Origin of the sequence: Nakamurella sp., assembly GCF_048594475.1 — a bacterium.
GTDB lineage: Bacteria > Actinomycetota > Actinomycetes > Mycobacteriales > Nakamurellaceae > Nakamurella.
The window spans coordinates 15,731-31,394 of record NZ_JBMDXT010000407.1 but is presented as its reverse complement, the minus strand read 5'-3'; the positions used below and the strand labels follow the sequence as shown (position 1 = coordinate 31,394).

15 protein-coding genes are annotated in these 15,664 nt (G+C 71.6%); 9 read left to right on the top strand and 6 right to left on the bottom strand.

The features are described from left to right. Both ACOJUF_RS18445 and ACOJUF_RS18440 read left to right on the top strand, forming a co-directional pair. A partial coding sequence (locus ACOJUF_RS18445) for a 2-oxo acid dehydrogenase subunit E2 (RefSeq protein ID WP_420123279.1) occupies positions 1-717 on the top strand: 717 nt, incomplete at its 5' end. A gap of 2 nt (positions 718-719) precedes the next feature. Then, positions 720-1,352, top strand: a complete 633-nt coding sequence (locus ACOJUF_RS18440; protein WP_420123278.1) for a hypothetical protein — start codon at positions 720-722, stop codon at positions 1,350-1,352. Between the two features lie 371 nt (positions 1,353-1,723). Here the strand turns inward: ACOJUF_RS18440 and ACOJUF_RS18435 are convergent, their stop codons facing one another. The 3 genes from ACOJUF_RS18435 to ACOJUF_RS18425 form a co-directional block, all read right to left on the bottom strand. Further along, positions 1,724-2,569, bottom strand: a complete 846-nt coding sequence (locus ACOJUF_RS18435) for a hypothetical protein (RefSeq protein ID WP_420123277.1) — start codon at positions 2,567-2,569, stop codon at positions 1,724-1,726. Beyond that, the gene (locus tag ACOJUF_RS18430; RefSeq protein WP_395726647.1) at positions 2,557-2,844 is read right to left on the bottom strand and encodes a hypothetical protein; all 288 of its coding nucleotides are present in this window, start codon (positions 2,842-2,844) and stop codon (positions 2,557-2,559) included. The genes ACOJUF_RS18435 and ACOJUF_RS18430 overlap by 13 nt, the downstream gene beginning before the upstream one ends. A 282-nt stretch (positions 2,845-3,126) precedes the next feature. Further along, on the bottom strand, positions 3,127-4,161 hold the full coding sequence (locus ACOJUF_RS18425) for an amidohydrolase family protein (protein WP_420123276.1): 1,035 nt from the start codon (positions 4,159-4,161) through the stop codon (positions 3,127-3,129). A 245-nt stretch (positions 4,162-4,406) separates the two neighbouring features. On the opposite strand from ACOJUF_RS18425, the gene ACOJUF_RS18420 reads away from it, so the two are divergent. From ACOJUF_RS18420 to ACOJUF_RS18395, 6 genes are all read left to right on the top strand, one after another. Then, positions 4,407-5,240, top strand: coding sequence for a shikimate dehydrogenase family protein (locus ACOJUF_RS18420; protein ID WP_420123275.1), 834 nt, complete (start codon positions 4,407-4,409; stop codon positions 5,238-5,240). Then, positions 5,240-5,428 (top strand): hypothetical protein, encoded by a 189-nt coding sequence (locus tag ACOJUF_RS18415; protein WP_420123274.1) that lies wholly within the window; start codon positions 5,240-5,242, stop codon positions 5,426-5,428. The genes ACOJUF_RS18420 and ACOJUF_RS18415 overlap by 1 nt, the downstream gene beginning before the upstream one ends. Before the next feature lie 425 nt (positions 5,429-5,853). Beyond that, positions 5,854-7,353 (top strand): MFS transporter, encoded by a 1,500-nt coding sequence (locus tag ACOJUF_RS18410; protein ID WP_420123273.1) that lies wholly within the window; start codon positions 5,854-5,856, stop codon positions 7,351-7,353. 105 nt (positions 7,354-7,458) lie between these two features. Further along, on the top strand, positions 7,459-7,956 hold the full coding sequence (gene aroQ, locus ACOJUF_RS18405) for a type II 3-dehydroquinate dehydratase (RefSeq protein WP_420123272.1): 498 nt from the start codon (positions 7,459-7,461) through the stop codon (positions 7,954-7,956). A gap of 37 nt (positions 7,957-7,993) precedes the next feature. Continuing rightward, entirely contained in the window at positions 7,994-9,037 is a 1,044-nt protein-coding gene (locus ACOJUF_RS18400) for a Gfo/Idh/MocA family protein (protein WP_420123271.1), read from the top strand. A 214-nt stretch (positions 9,038-9,251) separates the two neighbouring features. Beyond that, on the top strand, positions 9,252-10,271 hold the full coding sequence (locus tag ACOJUF_RS18395) for a hypothetical protein (protein WP_420123270.1): 1,020 nt from the start codon (positions 9,252-9,254) through the stop codon (positions 10,269-10,271). 48 nt (positions 10,272-10,319) lie between these two features. Here ACOJUF_RS18395 and ACOJUF_RS18390 read toward each other — a convergent pair whose 3' ends face one another. The 3 genes from ACOJUF_RS18390 to ACOJUF_RS18380 all read right to left on the bottom strand — a co-directional run bounded on the left by ACOJUF_RS18390 (position 10,320) and on the right by ACOJUF_RS18380 (position 13,763). Continuing rightward, positions 10,320-11,186 carry a sugar phosphate isomerase/epimerase family protein gene (locus ACOJUF_RS18390; protein ID WP_420123269.1) on the bottom strand — a complete coding sequence of 289 codons (867 nt, stop codon included), beginning with the start codon at positions 11,184-11,186 and terminating at the stop codon, positions 10,320-10,322. A gap of 193 nt (positions 11,187-11,379) precedes the next feature. Beyond that, positions 11,380-11,613, bottom strand: a complete 234-nt coding sequence (locus tag ACOJUF_RS18385) for a hypothetical protein (RefSeq protein ID WP_420123268.1) — start codon at positions 11,611-11,613, stop codon at positions 11,380-11,382. Positions 11,614-11,714: 101 nt separating this feature from the next. Then, complete coding sequence (locus ACOJUF_RS18380; protein ID WP_420123267.1) at positions 11,715-13,763, bottom strand: bifunctional sugar phosphate isomerase/epimerase/4-hydroxyphenylpyruvate dioxygenase family protein; 2,049 nt, start codon at positions 13,761-13,763, stop codon at positions 11,715-11,717. A gap of 139 nt (positions 13,764-13,902) precedes the next feature. On the opposite strand from ACOJUF_RS18380, the gene ACOJUF_RS18375 reads away from it, so the two are divergent. Beyond that, positions 13,903-15,630: a PHA/PHB synthase family protein gene (locus ACOJUF_RS18375; RefSeq protein ID WP_420123266.1), complete on the top strand. Its 1,728-nt coding sequence runs from the start codon at positions 13,903-13,905 to the stop codon at positions 15,628-15,630. The last annotated feature ends 34 nt before the right edge of the window (positions 15,631-15,664 follow it).

Sequence of the window (15,664 nt, the reverse complement as noted above, 5' to 3'; positions counted from 1 at the left end):
GTGGCCGACCCGCGGGACGAGGTCGTCACCCTGTCCCGGATGCGGCTCGCGGTGGCCCAGGGCATGGTCGCCTCGCTCGCCGCGTCGGCGTCGGTGTGGACCTCGGTCGAGGTCGACTTCGACAACGTGGAGAAGGTGCGGGTCAAGCACAAGGACCGGTTCAAGAAGGAGACCGGTGCCTCGCTCTCCTACCTTCCGTTCGTCTCCCGGGCGACTATCGACGCGCTGCGGGCGTTCCCGACCGTCAACTCCTCGATCGACATCGAGGCCAAGACGATGACCCTGCACCCGTACGTCAACCTGGGCATCGCGGTCGACCTGGACCAGCAGGGCCTGGTGGTGCCGGTCGTCAAGGACGCCGACTCGCTCAACATGCGCGGCGTGGCCCGGCGGATCACCGAGCTGGCCGGTGCGGCGCGCGGCAAGAAGCTCGGCGCGGAGGACATGAAGGGGTCCACCTTCACCATCACCAACCCGGGACCCTTCGCCAGCTACGCGTCCTCGCCGATCATCAACCAGCCGAACGTGGCCATCCTGTGCACCGACGGGGTCAAGCGGCGGCCGGTGGCGGTGGGCGACGCGATCGCCATCCACCCGACCGGCATCATCGGCCTGGTCTACGACCACCGGGCCTTCGACGGGTCGACCGCGTCGCTGTTCCTCATGCACATCCGTGACTCGCTCGAGCAGCGCGACTGGGAAGCCGAGGTCGGCTGACCGTGCCGGCACGGCCGGGCGCGGGCGACCGGCGCCCGGCCCGCGCGGCGGACCCGGAACCGGTCACCGTGACCGTCGCCCGCGGGGTGGCGGCCGGCCGGGAGGACGACTTCGCGCGCTGGAGCGATGAACTGACGGCGTTGGCCAGCCGGTTCCCGGGCTTCCTGGGGGCCGGCCTGCTGCGTCCCGGTCCGGCCGACCGGCCGACCGGGGCCGGCCGGCCCTGGCATGTGGTGTACCGCTTCGACTGCGCCGCGAACCTGGCCGCCTGGGAATCGTCGGCGGACCGGGCGGGCTGGCTCGCCGAGGGCGAGCACATGGTGGAATCGACCGCCGTCCAGCGGGTCTCGGGACTGGAGACCTGGTTCTCGCTGCCCGGCCGGACCGCCCCGGCGCCGCCCAAGTGGAAGATGTTCCTGGTCTCGGGCACGGTCTTCTACCTGCTGAACGTGCTGCTGACCGCCACCTACGGCCGGTGGCTGGTCGACTGGCCGTACCCGCTGCGCATCCTGGTGATCTCCTTCCCGGTGACCGCCATCGCGACCTGGCTGGTGATGCCCCGGGTCGCCCGCCGGCTGGCCCGCTGGCTCTACGCCGCCCCACCCCGCGCGGATCAACAACGCCGGCGCGGCTGAACCGATCGACTGCCGTCCCACCCGTCACATTCGACGTCAGTTGATCCGCGCGGCGGTCGTTGATCCGCGCGGGCACGGGCGTGCGGGTGATACGGCGTCGTGATCCGTGGGGGCACGGGCGTGCGGGTGATTCGGCGTCGTGATCCGTGCGGGCAGGGCGTGGGTGAACCGGTGCCATTCTCGTCGACCCGCTGGTGCGCGGTGGGGGTTCCGTCAACGGCGGGGCGGCTCGCCGGTGCCTGCGGGGCTGTCCGCCGCCCGCACCGCCCACGAGCACGGCCAGGTTCACGGCCATACTCAGGCCCCGGAACGACGACGTCCCCGGCACCAACCTGTGCCGGGGACGTCGTCGTGCTGCGATGGGGGAGCGGTCAGACCGTGGCCGCCGCTTCCGAATCACCCTTGTAGAGCACGACTCCCATGCCGTTGATCCACTCGTAGACCGGCACGTACGAGAGCACCTCGCCGGGTGCGTCGTCCATGGCCCCGGCCAGCGCGACCCAGGCCCGGATCTCGCCGGTGCCGTTGCCGGCCTCCATCAGCTCGTCATTCGGGATGTCGATGATGTCGGTCAGGTCGCCCGTGGCCAGCATGTCCAGGAACCAGTGATCGAACTCCTCGTCGATGTCCCCGATCCGGGGCTCGCCGACGAAGTGCGACAGGCCGCCGCCGGCGACCAGGGCCACCCGCTCCAGCCCGTCGTAGGACCGGATCGCCTTGCCCAGCTTCTTGCCGAACTCGTGGAACTGGCGCACCGTCATCAGCGGCGGCGTCGTGCAGTTCAGCACGATCGGCACCATCGGCAGTTCCATGGAGTTGTCGAGCCAGTAGTAGACGGTCATGAAGCCGTGGTCGATCTTCATGCCGTAGGACAGCGCGGGCTGCACGTCCTGCTCGATCAGGCTGGCGGTGATGTGCGCGGCCAGGCCGGCGTCCGAGGGGACCATCTTCTTCGGCACCTGCAGCCAGACCTCCGGCGGCCCGAGGTGCTCGTCGTCCAGCCCGATCGCGATCTGCGGCAGGCCGTCGAGGAAGAAGTTGGTGAAGTGCTCACCGGTCATCATCACGATCGCCTGGACGTCCAGCTCGCGGCACTTGTCGCGCACCTTCTCCAGGGCCCCGAAAAAGCTGTCGGCCTGCTCGCGCGGCGCGGACCCCGGGTCCGCGGTCATCATCGGCGCGTGCGAGGCCGAGTAGGCCATGACTATTTCTGCCATCTGGTCTTCTTCCTCTCCGGAACGGCGCCGGACTGCTCCAGCAGGGGTCGGTAGTCGGCTCGCTTGTAGCCAAGGGCGCGGCAGAACCCGTTGAGGATCACCGGGTGCACGCCCATGGCGTAGATGGCGCCGATATCGGGCGCCAGGAGGGCCTTCTCCTCCTCGGGGGTCAGGTCGTAGCCCTCGACCACCAGGTCGGGCTTGGGGCCGTCGCCGGCCGCCTCCAGCCGCCGCAGATGGTCGAACAAGCAGCGCTGAACCATGTACAGGCTCATCCGGCTCGGTCACCTCGCATTCGCTTCGTCCTTTCGGTTGCTTTCGATCGGGTCGGGTCGGGTCGGGTGGGGTCCGGGTCCAGCTCGGCCCGGGTCCGGAGAGCCGGTGCCCGGTGGTCGGTCCGCTAGTCCGTGCCGGCCCCCGGGACAACGCTAGGAGGTGCCGGGGCGGCGCGGGGCGCCCCCGGCCGATCTTCCGTCGAGTGGACACCGGGCGGGACCTTGGACCCGGACCGGACCCGCCGGACCCGCCCGCCGTGCGGCGGCGCGGCGCGCGGCGGATCAGCCGCGGCCGGTGAGCCCGAGCAGGCCGGCCGCCGTCCCGCCCAGGATCGCGGCGGTGGCCGCCGCGTCCAGACCGAGGTCGGCCACCGTCCGCCGGGGGTCCGGATCGCCGAGCTCGAACGGGTGGTCGGTGCCCATGAGCACGTGCTCGACCCCGACGTCCTCGACGATGCGGCGCAGCGTCGTGGTGTCGAACACCGCCGTGTCGTAGTAGAGCCGCCGCGTGTAGTGGCTCGGCGGCTCGTCGTTGGTGTGCGCGACGTCCTTGCGGGCCCAGCCCATGTCCATGCGGCCGTGCAGCGACGGCAGGCACCCGCCGCCGTGGGCCAGGCACAACGTGATCGGATGCCGCTCCAGGACCCCGCTGAACACCAGCCGGGCGACCGCGATGGCGGTCTCCATCGGGTATCCGACCAGCTGCGGCATCCAGTAGTCCCGCAGGCGCGGCCCGGCCGGCATCCCGGACGGGTGCATGAACACGAAGGTGTTCCGCTCCGCCAGCAGCGCCCACAGGTCCTCGTTCACCGGGTCGTCGAGGTCCTTGCCCCCGCCCTGGCTGCCGATCGCGATGCCGGCCAGGCCCAGCTCGTCCAGGACGCGGACGGCCTCGTCGGCCACCCCGGGGTGGCCGAGCGGGACGTAACCGAGGCCGACCAGCCGGTCCGGCGCCGCGCCCACGTAGGCCGCGAGATCGTCGTTGCCCTGCGCGACCACCTGGGTGGCGAACGCCGGGTCGGTGGCGTTGGTGGCGAACAGGAACGGCGGCAGCGACACGGCGTGCACGTCGACGCCCGCCTCGTCCATCTCGACCAGCCGGGTGCCGACGTCGTGCTGCGAGCGGGCCAGCGGCAGGGGCGCTCCGGGCCCGACCCCGCTGACGACCGGATCCAGCCGGACGATGCCGGCGTCGACCGCCGACACGTCGGCCAGGCCGCGGTCGGCCAGGCTGCGCAGCAGGGGCATCGGCATCGCGTGCGCGTGCACGTCGACGGTCGGCGGACCGCCCGGCTCGGCGGGTTCGGGGACGGCCACAGGGCGACTCCTCGCATCGGTGACGGCAACGGTCGGGAACGGCGGCGCGGTCCGATGACGGTCCCCGCCCGACCACCCTCGCGGGCGCGGGCCGGCGGCTCCACCCGCTCTCACTGGTCGGAAGTCGCCGACGGGCCACCGCGACGACGGTCCCGGAGGTGACAACCTGCGAGAACGGCCCCGCTGCCCGGCTGCCGGCCCGCGGCCCGCGCGCGGCGTCCCGCTCGGAATCAAAGGAGATGTCCATGATCAGCGGCAAGACCACACTGATCGCCCACCTGGGCTACCCGACGTTCGCCTTCAAGGCACCCCTGATCTACAACCCCTGGTTCGACAAGCACGACATCGACGCGGTCGTCGTCCCGATGGGGGTCAAGCCCGAGGAGTACCGGGAGTTCTTCCCGTTGCTGTTCAAGATGACCAACATCCGGGGCGCGCTGGTCACCATGCCGCACAAGGTGACCACCACCGAGCTGGTCGACGAGCTCACTCCGATCGCCAAGGTCGCCGGCGCGTCGAACGCGGTGCTGCTCCGGGAGGACGGATCCCTGCTGGGCGACCAGTTCGACGGCGCCGGCTTCGCCCGGGGGGTGGCCCGGAAGGGCTTCGACGTCAAGGGCAAGCGGGCGCTGGTGGTCGGCAACGGCGGCGTCGGATCGCCGATCGCCGCGTCGCTGGTCGCCGGCGGGCTGGCCGAGATCGGGTTGTTCGATCCGAACCTCGCCGCGTCGGAGGGCCTGGCCGCCCGGCTCAACGAGCACTACCCGGAGACGAAGACCACCGTCGGGTCCAAGGATCCCGACGGCTACGACCTGGTGGTCAACGCGACGCCGCTCGGCATGAACGACGGCGACCCGCTGCCGATGGACATCGACCGCATCGCCCCCGGCACGTTCGTCGGCGAGGTCGTGATGAAGCAGACGATCACCCCGTTCCTGCAGGCCGCCCTGGACAAGGGCTGCCCTATCCAGGTCGGGTCGGACATGCTCTACGAGCAGATCCCGGCCTACCTGGAGTTCTTCGGCTTCGGCAGCACCACGCCCGAGGAGTTGCGCGAAGTCTCGCTGATCCCGGCATGATGAGCACCATGGCGGACCGCTGGCGGTGGATCCTGGCGATCGGATTCTCGGCGTTCGTGCTGTTCGGCGGGCTGGTGCTGCTGTTCCGGGGAGGGCCGGACTACGAGTTCCTGGCCTGGATACTCATCGTCATCGGCGGGCTCGCCGTCGTCGTCAATGTCGTCATGCGCGATCGCTTCGTGCCCTGATCCCGCTTCGTCCCGACCACCTCGAGGGTGGGTCCGCCGGCTTCCGGCGGACCCACCCTCGCGGCGGTTGGGGGGTGATCCGCACTCCGGCCGGGGTGCGGATCGCGGCCCCCTGCCGGGTGCGGTGCGGGGCGATCGGGCCCGGGCGGCCCGATGGCCCGGGGCGGCCGGGCGGGCGGTCGACGCGTCCGGCCCGCCCGCGTCGGCCGGCCGTCGACGCAGGTCCGGCGGCTGACCGAGTGATTCTGTCCGTCAATCGTTTTCGTTTCGTCATCGCGCCGACGGCCATTCCGTGACCGGTCCGGCGGAACACTGCCGTCCAGCGGAAAGGACGGCAACAGTCGTTGACCGGGTCTTGGCGGGACGGTGCACTACATCACAGCCGCCGCAAGTCGCGCCCGGCGACCCGTGACGAGGAGAACCACATGGCAGACGTCATCAAGGAGCCACCGGGCTCGCATGAACCGACGGCTCACGAAAAGACGCCGAAGAAGGCCGCCGCGAGCGGATGGATCGGCAGCGCCCTGGAGTACTACGACTTCTTCATCTACGCCCAGGCCGCCGCGCTGATCTTCCCGACCCTGTTCTTCCCCAGCGGCAACGCGCAGACCGCCATCGTCGCCTCCTTCGCGACCTTCGGCGTCGGCTACGTCGCCCGGCCCATCGGCGCGTTCGTGCTGGGCCACTGGGGTGACAAGCACGGCCGCAAGAACGTGCTCGTGCTCTGCATGCTGCTGATCGGCTTCTCGACGTTCTGCGTCGGCCTGCTGCCCAGCTACGACGCCGTCGGCATCTGGGCCCCGATCCTGCTGGTGATCCTGCGCCTGATCCAGGGCTTCGCGGTCGGCGGTGAGATCTCCGGCGCCAGCGCGATGATCGTCGAGCACTCGCCGTTCGGCCGCCGTGGCTACTACGCCAGCTACACCCTGCAGGGTGTTCAGGCCGGCCAGGTGTTCGCCGCGGCGATCTTCCTGCCGCTGTCCGCCATCATGCCGACCGAGGCCTTCCAGAGCTGGGGCTGGCGGATCCCGTTCTTCTTGTCGGCCTTCGTGGTGCTGGCCGGCTACATGATCCGCCGGAACGTCAACGAGACGCCCGCCTTCGAGGAGGAGGCGGAGCACGGCGAGGTGCCCCAGGCGCCGATCGTCCAGGCCGTCAAGGAGAACGGCATCGACATGGTCCGGGTCGCCTGCATGGCCCTGATGAATGCCATCCCGACCGCGGTCACCGTCTTCGGTGCCACCTTCGCCACCAACGCCGCCTACGGCGTCGGCCTGACCTCCACCAACTACCTGTGGATCTCGGTGTCCGGCAACATCATCGCCGTCGCGCTCATCCCGTTCGTCGGCAACCTGTCGGACAAGATCGGCCGCCGGCCGGTCATCATCTTCGGGTGCCTGGCCTCCGGCATCCTGGCCTACCCGTACCTGTACTTCGTCAGCCAGGGCAATCTGGCGATGTCGTTCCTGTTCGCCATGCTGATGTGGGGCGTGGTGTACCAGGGCTACAACGCGGTGTTCCCGTCCTTCTTCCAGGAGCTGTTCCCGACCAAGACCCGGGTCACCGGCTTCGCGGTCTCGCAGAACCTGGGCACCCTGATCACCGCCTTCCTGCCGGCCATCTACGCCGCGATCGTCGGCCCGACCCCGACCGATCCGTGCGTGGTCGACAAGAAGTTCGTGCCGGACGCCGTGCTGCCCTCGGGTGAGACCTGCCGGGCGCTGGCGAACTCGATCGAGATGGACGTCGTCTGGACCGTCGGCAGCATCACCTTCGGCCTGGCCATCATCGCCGCGATCGCCGCGTTCAGCGCCCGGGAGACCTTCCGGGTCCACATGAACGACCTGGGTCGCAACGACGCCGTGCCGGTGCCCAAGGAGGAGTACGAGCGCATCCGCCGCACCGGGGTCGATCAGCCCGTCTGATCCCGACCTGCCACCCTGCACGTCACGCGACGGCCGGCCGACCCCCCGTCGGCCGGCCGTCGCCGCGTTCCCGGCCCCACGAGAAGTCTCGGAGAGAATCAACCCATGTCGATCAAGCCCTCAATCACCGTGATGAACGGCCCCAACCTCAACACCCTCGGCACCCGCAAGCCCGAGGTCTACGGCCGCACCACCCTGGCCGACGTCGAGCAGCTGTGCCGCGCCGACGCCGACAAACTCGGCCTGGAGCTTCGGTTCCTGCAGTCCAACTACGAGGGCCAGCTGATCGACTGGATCCACGAGACCGGACCGGCGTTCAAGTCCGGCGAGTCGATCGGCATGGTCTACAACCCGGGCGCGCACACCCATTACTCGTACGCGATCCGGGACGCGATCGAGGCCGCGATGGTCCCGGTGATCGAGCTGCACATCTCCAACGTGCATGCCCGGGAGGAGTTCCGGCACCACTCGGTCGTCTCGCCGATCGCGCGCGGGATCATCGTCGGGTTCGGCGTGCCGGGGTACTCGCTGGCCATCCGCGGCCTGTACGAGCTGCACGAGGCCGAGGTGTCCAAGAACCTCAAGCCCGGGGTGCGCACGTGAGCGGGCTCCGGGACCGGCGCCGCCGGGCCGAGCGGGCATGACCGTCCGGATCGCGGTGGTCGGCGCCGGTCTGATCGGCCGCCGGCACGTCGAGGAGATCGACGCCTGCGCCGACGCCGAGCTGGCCGCGGTCGTCGACCCGTTCGACGCCGCGGACGAGGTGGCGGCCAGGTACTCGGTGCCCCGGTACGCCACCCTGGCCGAGCTCTTCGCCGCCGGCCGGCCGGACGGCGTCATCCTGGCCACGCCCAACCAGCTGCACGTCGACGGCGGCCTGGAGTGCGTCGCCGCCGGGGTGCCGGTGATCGTGGAGAAGCCCATCGGCGACACCGTCGAGTCCGCGACCCGGCTGGTCGAGGCGGGCGAGGCGGCGGGCGTGCCGGTGCTGACCGGTCACCACCGCAACTACAGCCCGATCATGGCGCGGGCCCGGGAGACCATCCGCAGCGGCGCCCTGGGCGACCTGGTCGCCGTCAACGGGACAGCCCTGTTCCACAAGCCCGACGACTACTTCACGGTCGGCGGCGGCTGGCGTACCCAGCCGGGCGGGGGTCCGATCCTGCTGAACCTGATCCACGAGGTCAACAACCTGCTCTCACTGGTCGGGGACATCGTCCGGGTGCAGGCGGTCACGTCGAACGCCACCCGGGGGTTCGCCGTCGAGGACACCGCGGCGATGATCTTCACCTTCGCGGGCGGCGCGCTCGGCACGTTCCTGCTGTCCGACACCGCGGCCTCGCCGCGCTCGTGGGAGCAGACGTCGGGGGAGAACACGAGTTACGACGGCTTTGCCGACGAGGACTGCTACCACATCACCGGCACCCGCGGCTCGCTGTCCGTGCCGACCATGCGGCTGCGGGTGTACGAGGGCGAACGCTCCTGGTGGGCACCGCTGACCTCGTCCGTCGTGGACCTCGACCGCAGCGATCCACTGGCCAACCAGATCGCCCACTTCGCCGCGGTCATCCGGGGCGAGCAGCAGCCCATCTGCAGCGGCCGGGACGGCCTGACCACGCTCAAGGTCGTGGACGCCGTCGTCGAGGCCGCCCGCACCAGCCGCCCCGTCGACGTCGCCCGCTGACCCGGCCCCCTCCCCGACCCGCCCCGACCCGCGCGGATCAACAGCGCCGGCGCGGATCAACTGTCCCGAAATGGGACGGGTGGGGCAGCAGTCAACGACTTCGTCCGCGCCGGGAATCCGTGCGCTGTGGACAACCCGATCCGGACGGACCGGGTTGTCCACATTCGCGCGATGGGTCTGTCGGACGGGCCGCGGGGCGGCCATCCTCGGCGTCATGAGTGTGCTGAGCGACCGCCGCCTGCTGGACCACCTGTTCGCCCGCTGGGGTCCGGTCGTCCACGTCCGCGACGCCCGCGCGGCCGGCCTGCCCGCAGGTGTGCTGGTGCGAGCGGTGGACCGGGCCGACCTGATCAGGCTCGGCAAGGCCGCCTTCGCGCGCGCGAGCGACTGGGCGGCCGGCGGCGAGCGGGACCGGTTCCGGCTGCGCGCGCTCGCCTTTGGGCTCGGCCTCGGCGGCGACGCCCACCTGACCGGACCGGCGGCCGCCCTGCTGCTCGGGCTTCCGCTGGTCGACGACCCGTCGGGCCTGCCGGTGGCGATCCGGCCCGGCAACGCCCACATCGGTCACGACCGCACCCCCTACGGCCGGGTCCGGCACGGCTACCTCCCGCCGGTCTGCCGGACCGAGCGCCACCGGGTGCCGGTCGTGAGTCCGGCGTTCTGCGCGGTCGACATCGCTCGGCACCTCGGGGCCAGGGACGGGCTCGTCGTCGCCGACGCCGTGCTGCACTCGGGGGTCGACCGTCGGGCCATCACCACCATCGCCGCGAACATGCTCGCGTATCCCGGTATCGCGATGGTGGCCTGGGTCGCCGAGCACGCGGACCGGCGCGCCGAGAGCCCGCTCGAGTCCCTCTGCCGCTATGCGTTTCTCGCTGCCGGAGCGCGCCCGCCGCTGAGCAACGTCTGGATCGGAGCCGGCTCCCGCTGGTTCCGGGTCGATCACCTGCTGCCCGACGAGGCGGTCGTGCTCGAGGGCGACGGCGCGGTGAAGTATCGCGATCGGCCCGACGCCGACGCGATCGTCCGCGACGAGAAGGAACGCGAGCGGCTCATTCGTGGGCTGGGCTACGGGCTGGTCCGGTACACCTGGACGGACGCCGTCGCTCGGCCGGGCCGGCTCCTGCACCGGGTGCGGGAGGCCACCCGGATGCGAGCGCCCGGCCCGGTTCCCACCGGCTGGCGGCTGGATCCGCCCTGGGGCGGAGCCGGCGTGCAGGACGCCGCCCGCTGACCGGACCCGGATCCCCCTGGGCCGGCGCCGGCGGCGGGCCGGGGCCGACTACGCGGCGGCCGCCCGCAGCACGTCGACGGTGGCCCGATGCACCGTCCGGGCCGCCTGTTCGACGCCGCCGGCGACGAGCGCGTCGGAGATGACCTCAGCGGTGACGACCGCCGGGCGCACCCCGTGATCGTGCAGGGCGCGGACCATGCCGGCGGCGTCGCCGTGGCCCTGGCCCGGCGGCAACCGGTGACCCAGCGACTCGCGGCGCAGCGGCGTCATCGGCTCGGCCAGCACGTCACACAGCTGGACGGCGACGATGGACGAGGCCGGCACGGACGCCAGGTCCGCGGCCGTCATCCCCGCGCGGGCCCAGTGCCAGACGTCGACGATCAGGGCGCCGTTCGGGCGTCCGGCGTCCTGGACGACCCGGCCGGCGGTCGCCAGATCGGGCACCCCGCTGTACGGCATGAACTCCAGGGCGACGGTCAGCTCGGGTCCCACCCGGTCGCACAGCTGGGCGAACGCCTCGGTGATCCGTTCGACCGGCAGGTGCTCCAGCAGGCCGGCGTTGAGGTGCCGCACGCCGAACGCGTGCGCCATCTCGACGACGGTGCGCTCCTTGCGCTGCTGCTCGGCCGTCCGGTCGGCCGGCGTTCCCCAGCCGGTGAGGTACTCCACCTCCAGGACGGGCACGCCCGCGCCGGCGGCGATCTCCCGCATGGCCGTGGCGTCCAGGCCGGCATCCTGTGCGTCCCAGTAGTTCTCGGCCCGTAGACCGATGCCCTCGAAGCCGGCCCGGGCCGCGGCGGCGACCCGCTCACCGAACGGCACCTCGGTACCCAGCGTGTACGAGCTGATGACCAGCGGCGGAGCGGAGCCGGGGGCGCCGAGCACGGCAGTGGGCGACGCGGGCAGGGAGGTCATGCGTCCAGTTTCCGTCGGCGGTCCTGCGCTCGGCAGCGCCTTCCGCGGGCCGGAAGTCGTTTCACTGACCTCGCGGCCGGGTGTGGACAACCGCGCGGATGATCTCGTCGACTCGGTCCCCACCCGTCACCATCGGTGCACGATGATCCGCGCCGGCGTTGATGATCCGCGCGGGAGGGCGAGCGGCGGCGGGTCAGGCGCCGATCCGGGAGCGCGGCTGCAGGCGCCAGGCGACCCACAGCAGGCCGGCCTCCCAGGCTTTGGCCGCGCTCAGCGTGGCTCCCATGGACGCCCGGGCGGGGGAGTCCGCCGGCAGGGCGGCCACCCGCCGCTCGAACTCGCGGGTCTGCAGGGCGCGGTCGGCGGCGAACTGCAGCAGCCGTTCGCTCAGCACCGTTCGGATACCGGTGGCCTCGGTCCGGGACATGACTCCTCCAGGGCGTGCGGGGCGGACCCGACGGCGCGGCACCTGGTGAGCGGCCACGCATCTTTGAGGAGCTGTGTCGACCGTCGATGACGGTCTCCAGGTTACGACGAACCGGACACGGCAGCCCGTTGCCGGCGGTGGGCCGCCATCCGCACCGGGGAGTTCACCTCGCCGTAGCCCTGGTAGTCACCCACCCGTTGGACGACCTCGAAGAAGACCCGCCCGCCGAGCACGGCGGTGTAGAAGTGCCAGAACTCGCCGTCGGAGTTGCGGTCGTACAACAGGTTCAGCTCCCGCAGCACCGCGAGGCGGTCCGCCGGCAGGGCCAGCCGGGCGTCCAGGTCGTCGTAGTAGTTGGCCGGCACGGGCAGGACGGGCGCGCCCGCGGCGGCCGCCGCGCGGGCCACCGCCACGATGTCGTCGGTGGCGAAGGCCACATGCTGGGGGTCGGTCACGCCGGGCCGCCACTGCCCGCCCCGCCGCAGCACCGACACCGTCATCCCGATCCGCACCGACCCGTCGGCGTTGGCCGCGGTGCGGTTGCGCACCAGGCCGAACGGCGCCGCGATCTCCGAGCTGTGCCGGATCGGCAGCCCGAGCACCGTCCGGAAGAACAGCGCCGCCTCGTCGAACCGGTCGTACGGCTGGGTCAGGGCCACGTGGTCGATGCGCCCGAGGCCCGCCCCGGCCGGTCCCGACACCTCGTCCGGGCCGGACGGCCCGGACGCTCCGGCGACCGGCTCGAAGTCGCCGATCCAGCCGGCCGCGTCCTGCGCGCCGGTCCGGCAGAAGAACACCGACGTCTCGTCCGGCGCGGCGACGGCGGACAGGTCGGCCTCGCCCGCGCCCACCCGGCGGGGCAGCAGCGGCGCCAGCATCGCCTGCGCGCGGACGGCTGCCGCGGCGGGATCCGGCGTCTCGAAGCCGATCGCCGCCACCGCGGCGCCGGTCGGGTGCTCGTCCAGGCCGCGGGCGGCGTTGAGCAGCACCCGGGCCTGACCCTGCGTCCACAGCTGCACCGGCTTCGAGCGGTGCTGCCCGGTGTGCGCGAAGCCCAGGGCGCGCAGCGTCGCGGCCACCGCTGGTCCGCTGTCCTCGTCGACGGCCAGCTCGGCGAACGCGAACCCGCCCAGCTCGGGCGCGGCCGGCACCTGGCGGGCAGAACCGGCCGGCGGCCCCGCGTCAGGCCCCGGCACCGATCCGGGAGCCGACCCCGCACCCGGCCCCGAAGCGGCGATCGCACCGGCCCGATCCAGCGGCACGCTGCCCACCGTCGATTCGTAGAGCGCGAGCAGCGACCGGTGCGCGTCGACGGCCGCGCGGCCCGGGTCGGACTGCCGGAACACGTCGTTGAAGACCTCCAGCGACAGCGGTCCGGCGTAGCCGGCGGTCAGCACATGCCCGAGGAACGCGGGCAGGTCGAACGTGCCCTGCTCGGGGAAGAGGCGGTAGTGCCGGCTCCACTGCAGCACGTCCATGTTCATGAACGGCGCATCGGCCAACTGCAGGAAGAAGATCTTCTCGCCGGGGATCGACTCGATCCCGGCCGGATCCGACCCGCGGGACAGGATGTGGAAGCTGTCCAGGCACACGCCCAGCGCCGGGTGGTCGGCCGCCCGCACGATGTCCCACGACCGGTCGTAGGTGTTGACGTGGGTGCCCCAGGCCAGCGCCTCGTAGGAGATGCGCAGGCCGCGGGCCTGGGCCCGGTCGGCCAGCTGGTGCAGCTGGTCGGCGATCACCGCGTTGTCGTCGACGGCGGTGGGCGAGACGGCCGAACAGACCAGGATCAGGTCGGTGCCCAGCGCCTCCATCACGTCGAACTTGCGGTCCGCCCGGCGCAGGTTGAGCGCGAACTGGTCGGGATCGGTCGAGTCCAGGTCCCGGAACGGCTGGTACAGATCGATCGACAGGCCCAGGTCGGCGCACCGTCGCCGCACGTCGGCGGCCGACGACGAGGAGACGACCAGGTCCGGCTCGAAGATCTCCACGCCGTCGAACCCGGCCGCGGCCGCGGCCGCCAGCTTGTCCTCCAGCGTGCCGGAGATGCAGACGGTGGCGATCGCCGTCCGCAAGGGCGGGCGGCGTGTGGCGGGAGCCACGTCCGCCGACGGCTCTACGCCGGGCGCCGAGCTGGCGAGCAGTGACATCATCGCCTCCTGGGGTCGATTCAGACCCCACAGATACCGGTACCGTGCGCGATCCGGCATGCCCGGCGAGGGGTGTTCCGACCAGCGGGAGGCCGCGGGAGCGCTGTACCGGGGGCCGTCGAGACGCAAGGATGGGGATATGGCACCGGAACTTCCTGAAGCGCTGCGCGACGTCGCCGAGCGGGCGGTCGGCGTGCTCGCGCCGGAGACCGACATCTTCGAGGATGTCGACATCGCCGGGTTCGGTGAGTCGCTGGCCAAGGCCCTGCGCACCTCGATCGTCCATCCGGTGGCCCCGGTGAAGTCGGCCCTGCACCTGGCCGGCGACCTGCTGCGGATCCCGGCGGTGGCGGGGGCCAGATGGCTCGGCCGGGACGTGCCGCCGCCGGTGGAGGCCGATCCCAAGGACCGCCGGTTCGCCGCGCCGGCCTGGCAGGAGAACCCCGCCTACTACTCGATCCGGATGGCCTACCTGGCCGCGGCCAAGGCGGCCCGCGACGTGGTCGGGGCGGCGCCGATGAGCCCGGACGAGAGCCGCAAGGCGATGATGATGCTCGACCTGATCGTCGACGCGCTGGCCCCGACCAACTTCCTGCCGACCAACCCGGCGGCGCTGCAGAAGGCGTTCGACACGGCCGGGGCCAGCCTGATCAAGGGCGCGCGGAACTTCGTCGGCGACGTCGTCAGCAACGGCGGCAAGCCGCGTCAGGTCGACCGCAGCGGCTTCGAGGTCGGCACGAACCTGGCCTGCACGCCCGCCAAGGTGGTGTACCGCAACGAGTTGATGGAGCTGCTGCAGTACGAGCCGCAGACCGAGCAGGTCCACGCCACCCCGCTGCTGTGCAGCCCGCCGTGGATCAACAAGTACTACATCATGGATCTGGCGCCGAACCGCAGCTTCATCGAGTGGGCGGTCAAGCAGGGCCGGACGGTCTTCTCCATCAGTTACCGGAACCCGTCGGCGGACATGTCGGGCACCACGATGGACGACTACCTGGTGCACGGGCCGCAGACCGCGCTCGACGTGATCCAGGAGATCACCGGCGCGGAGACCATCGACATCGTCGGGCTGTGCCTGGGCGGGGCGATGACCGCGATCACCGCGGCCTACCTCACCCAGCAGGGCGACAACCGGGTCGGCACCCTGACGCTGCTGAACACGATGCTCGACTACGCCCAGCCCGGGCAGCTCGGCGCGTTCACCGACATGAAGTCGGTGGAACGGCTGGAGAAGAAGATGAAGAAGGAGGGCACGCTCGAGGGCGAGACGATGGCCGGGACCTTCGACATCCTGCGGGCCAACGACCTCATCTTCAACTACGTCGTGTCCAACTGGCTGATGGGCCAGCCGCCGCCCGCGTTCGACATCCTGGCCTGGAACGCCGACAGCACCCGCATGCCGGCGACCATGCACGCCTTCTACCTGAAGAACTTCTACGTGCAGAACAAGCTGGCCACCGGCGATCTCGAGATCGGCGGGGCCCGCATCGACCTGAGCGTCATCAAGTCGCCGACCTACGTGGTCAGCGCGATCAACGATCACATCGTGCTGTGGGAATCGGCGTACAAGACGGTGAACCTGGTCAGCGGCCCGGTGCGGTTCGTGCTCGGCAGCGGGGGGCACATCGCCGGCATCGTCAGCCCGCCCGGCCCCAAGGTCTGGTACCAGGTCGCCGAGGGTGACGAGAAGCTGCCGGCCGACGCGGCGCAGTGGCGGGCCGGGGCCACCCGCAAGCAGGGCACCTGGTGGGACGACTGGGCCAGGTGGTCCGCCGAGACGTCCGGGCCGTTGGTGGCCCCCCCGCCGACCGGCAGCGCGACGCACCCGGTGCTCGGCGACGGGCCGGGCACCTACGTGCTGGGCTGATACGCCCCCGGTCCGGGCGTGCCCGCCCGCCGGC